This is a genomic window from Streptomyces sp. NPDC059900, assembly GCF_050270335.1.
GTDB lineage: Bacteria > Actinomycetota > Actinomycetes > Streptomycetales > Streptomycetaceae > Streptomyces.
The window spans coordinates 1-4,012 of sequence record NZ_JBNNJZ010000680.1 but is presented as its reverse complement, the minus strand read 5'-3'; the positions used below and the strand labels follow the sequence as shown (position 1 = coordinate 4,012).

Genomic DNA, 4,012 nt, shown 5'->3' with positions numbered 1-4,012 from the left:
GCTCCGGAACGCTCTCCCCGGCCTCGACGAGCACGGCCTCGGGCGCGGACCCGGACACGACACCCCCGGCCTTACGCCCCTGACCACGCCCGACCTGGGTCCGCACGGCCCCCATGCTGGCGGCGATGACCAACGAAATGGCCAACGCCTCATTCACGGACAGAGCCTGCTCAAGGACGAGGAACCCGGCGACGGCAGCGATGGCCGGTTCCAGACTCATCATGATCGCGAAAGTGGAGGCGGGCAGCCGCCGCAGCGCGAGCAGCTCAAGCGTGTACGGCAGCACGGACGACATCACGGCGACAGCGGCACCGAGCGCCAGCACCTCGGGCCGGACGAGCTTGTCCCCGGACTCGACGAGCCCGAGCGGCACGAACAGAACAGCGGCGACGACCATCGCGAGGGCAAGCCCGTCAGCCTGTGGAAAGCGCCGCCCCGTACGAGCGCTGAAGACGATGTACGTGGCCCACATGACCCCGGCGCCGAGCGCGAACGCGACACCAGCAGGATCAAGCCCGGAGAACCCGCCCCCGCCCCCCAACAGGAAGACGCCGCACAGAGCGAGCCCAGCCCAAATCAAATTCACGGCACGCCGAGACGCAAGAACGGACAGGGCGAGCGGCCCGAGCACTTCAAGGGTCACGGCAGGCCCCATGGGAATCCGGGCAACGGACTGATAGAAGAGCCCGTTCATCCCGGCCATGGCCACACCAAAGGCAAGGACGGTCCCCCAGTCGGCCTTGCTGTGCCCCCGCAGCCGCGGCCGGCACACGATCATCAGCACGAGCGCGGCAAAGACAAGCCGCAGGGCCACGATGCCCAGGGCCCCGGCCTTGGGCATCGCGCTGACGGCAATGGCCCCGCCGAACTGGACGGAAACCCCGCCGGCGAGCACAAGCCCGACGGGCCCGAGGGCACCCCACCGCCCACCGACGGCCGCCTCCTGCCCCCTACTCGACGCGTCCACAGCCAACCCTTCCACTCCACCAACGTGACCCAGTCCATTCACCTGAACTGTCCCGTCCAAGGTAGTAGACCACGTAAGGATTGTGGAACCCTTTCACTGCTGTACGCAAACCAGGTCCACATACCGAGGCAGCGCGCACCCCTCCAGATGAGGGCGATGCGGGTGCGGCCTGCCGTCTCACATCGGCGTGAACTCGTACTGCAGCTCGTAGAGGTGCCCGGACTTGACCATCACCGTCGCCTCAATGGGCGTTTCGTCATCGCTGTAGACGACGCGCAAAGTCCGGAGGACCGGAAGACTGCCGGGCAGCCGGAGCGCCGTGTACTGCTCCTGCGTGGGCACCCGCGCCGAGACGCGGTCGACACTGAGCCGGGGCGGAAAGCCGAGATCGGACAGCAGCGCCGGGGTGCCGCCACGAATCTTGCGGCGCTCGATGATCGCGGTGCCCTCGGCAATACTCACCGGGTAGTAGGAGGCAACCAGCTCCACGGGCTCGTCGCCGATCGAGAGAAGCTGCCGGCGCAAGACGGCCGTGCCGCCCTCGCCAAGCCCCAGCACCGCCGACACATCAGCCGGTGGAACCACCTCCGCAACCTCCAGCAGCGTGCTGTGAGGGCTCGTGCCACCCTCTGCCACTTCGGTGAGCCAGCGATAGGAGCCACCGGATTCGGCGGGAGCCATATACGCGGCAGGGCGCAAGGTCCGCTGCCGGTGCTCGCGGACGGTCACGGCCGAGCCCGCGCGGCCCACGGCAAGACCTTCGTCCTTGAGCAGCTGCAACGCCTTCTGCACAGTGGCACTGGAGGCGTCGAACCTCGACTTGAGCTGCGCCGTCGAGGGAATCCTGGCGCCGGGCGCCAGCTCCCCGCTCATGATCTCGTCCCGCACATCGGCGGCAATCCGCTCGTGCAGGGCCCGGCAGTCGGCCGCGGTGGTGTCGGTACGGGGCACGGTCATCCGATCCTGATCTCGTAACGCAGGCGCTGGCGAGCGGCGGGCATGGTCATCAGGTCGGCCTGGATGGGCCGCCCCTCTCCGTCCAGGGTCACGCGAGCCAGCCGCAGGACGGGCTCGTCCACGCCGGTGCGCAAAACCGCCTGTTCCTCCTCATCCGGCATCCGGGCGGCGACGTCCTCACGCACGGTGACGCCGGCATACCCGAGCTCGGCGAGCAACGTCACCGCACCACCCCGAATCTTGCCCGTGGCGGCAAGCGGCGTCCCGCGGGCGATCTCGACGGGATAGTACGTATCCGTCATTTCATTCGGCTCCCCGTCGAGTTCGATGATCCGCCGCCGCACGACCACCACCTCCCCTTCGGCCACCCCGAGCAGCTCCGCGACCTCCCGCGGCGCCGGAACCTCACCGGCCTGGACGATGCGCTGAGTACCTCTGCGCCCCTGCGCGGCCGCTTCAGCGCCCCAGGCGTCGGAGCGGCCTCGCTCTCTCGGCTTCAGATACGGCATCGACGTACTGACCCAGTCGCCATTGCTGCTCATGGTGAACTCCCGTCCGCCGAAGGGCTTCTCGCTGCGCTGCACCGCGCTCGTACCGTAGCCAACTCACCCTGAGTCGGCGCCTTGGCCCAACCTTGCTGCTATTCGCGAATAGCAGCAAGGTCCTCCTCGATCGTACAACTCCTGCGTACAAGGCGGCGGTTCACCGTGGACCTGACACAGCGGCAGCGATTCCCCCGTTCCCCGAAGTCTGTCGGCGCGGCACGCACATTCGCCCTCAACGCCCTGACCACCTGGGGCGTCGTCGACCGGCTCGACGACATCCGGCTCTGCGTCTCCGAACTGGCCACGAACGCCCTGCTGCACGGAGTCCCACCGGGGCGCGACTTCGAACTCGGCCTCACGACCGACGGCACCGACCTCCACATCACGGTCCGGGACAGCGGCGACGGCAGACCCACGCCATCGCCTCTCACCCCCGACGGCTGCGGCGGGCGGGGCCTCCACCTGGTCCGCGAACTCGCCGACGACTTCGGCGTGACAGAACACTCCGCCGGCAAAACCGTGTGGCTCACGTTCAAAGCCGCGACAGGCGAGGGGGCCGTTCAGGAGGCAGCGAGGGCATCCCGCCACACAGGGCTGTCGACGTAGTGGTTGTCGTACTGCTCCGAGGACTCGGCGATCTTCTTCGGGTCGGTCTCGCCGCGCATCACGCTGCCGAGGAGGCGGAGGTAGTCGAAGCGCCCCATGCCGGGCGTGAAGACGAACAGAACGTCCGCGGTGCAACCGGGGGCGGCGGCGAAGGCGTGCGGGGTGTGCGGGGGCACGGCGAGGAAGTCACCCCCGTTCAGCACGACGACTTCCTCGCCCACGAGGACCCTCAGCGAGCCACTGATCACGAAGAACAGCTCCGTGGCCTTGGTGTGGAAGTGAGCCGGAGCACCGACGGCGCCTTCGGCAAAGGTGGAGCGGTAAACGGTGAACCCACCGCCGGGCCCGTCCGTGTCGGCAAGCAGGGTCATCACGCTGCTCGGATCAGCACTTGTTTCGGCGTCCGAGGCGCGGGTGAGGAGGGCGGCGGAGCTGGAGTTCTTGCTGCTCATGAGGGTGTCTCCTTCGACTCTCCGGCGACTTCTCGCGCCGCCGTTTCCCCCACTCTATGAACCCAAAAGACCCTCAACGGAGTGCAATCCAACCCCAGAAAGGAGGGTCAATTCCCACCCCCCGAACCCACCCACCGGGGCCCGGCACCTACTGACAACAAGGGCGCACCCCACAACACGCGCGCCCCCCAACTACCCGAACACAACTTCGCAAAGTAGGTCCCACCCCCCGCTCCCACACTCCCCCACTCCCCACAGACGGACCACCGCCGGACCACCGCCGGACCGCCGCCGGACCGCCGCCGGACCGCCGCCGGACGCTTGACGAAACGAGCACCCACCCCCGGAGCGACCGCGCACCCCGCCGTCCCCTCCCGGCCACCCCCGACGAACCAGTCCGCACCCGACACGAACACCGCACAACCCCACCCCCCTGGTCGAGAGTCCCGCCCCCCGGCCCGCCGGTCGGCTTACCACGCGCGGGG

The 4,012-nt window shown here is 68.6% G+C and carries 5 protein-coding genes; 1 reads left to right on the top strand and 4 read right to left on the bottom strand.

Annotated elements, in window-relative coordinates:
* The 3 genes from ACQKIP_RS41880 to ACQKIP_RS41870 all read right to left on the bottom strand — a co-directional run.
* On the bottom strand, nt 1-973 hold a 973-nt coding region (locus ACQKIP_RS41880), incomplete at its 3' end, for an EamA family transporter (RefSeq protein ID WP_427745402.1).
* 171 nt (nt 974-1,144) lie between these two features.
* Nucleotides 1,145-1,924, bottom strand: a complete 780-nt coding sequence (locus ACQKIP_RS41875) for a GntR family transcriptional regulator (protein ID WP_365860368.1) — start codon at nt 1,922-1,924, stop codon at nt 1,145-1,147.
* Nucleotides 1,921-2,466 (bottom strand): UTRA domain-containing protein, encoded by a 546-nt coding sequence (locus ACQKIP_RS41870; protein WP_365860487.1) that lies wholly within the window; start codon nt 2,464-2,466, stop codon nt 1,921-1,923. Before ACQKIP_RS41870 ends, ACQKIP_RS41875 begins: the two co-directional genes overlap by 4 nt.
* A 165-nt stretch (nt 2,467-2,631) precedes the next feature.
* Here ACQKIP_RS41870 and ACQKIP_RS41865 point away from each other — a divergent pair, with 165 nt between their 5' ends.
* Nucleotides 2,632-3,075 (top strand): ATP-binding protein, encoded by a 444-nt coding sequence (locus ACQKIP_RS41865; protein WP_365860367.1) that lies wholly within the window; start codon nt 2,632-2,634, stop codon nt 3,073-3,075.
* On the opposite strand, the gene ACQKIP_RS41860 is transcribed toward ACQKIP_RS41865, so the two are convergent.
* Entirely contained in the window at nt 3,030-3,527 is a 498-nt protein-coding gene (locus ACQKIP_RS41860; RefSeq protein WP_365860366.1) for a cupin domain-containing protein, read from the bottom strand. The genes ACQKIP_RS41865 and ACQKIP_RS41860 overlap by 46 nt on opposite strands.
* Nucleotides 3,528-4,012 lie beyond the last annotated feature (485 nt).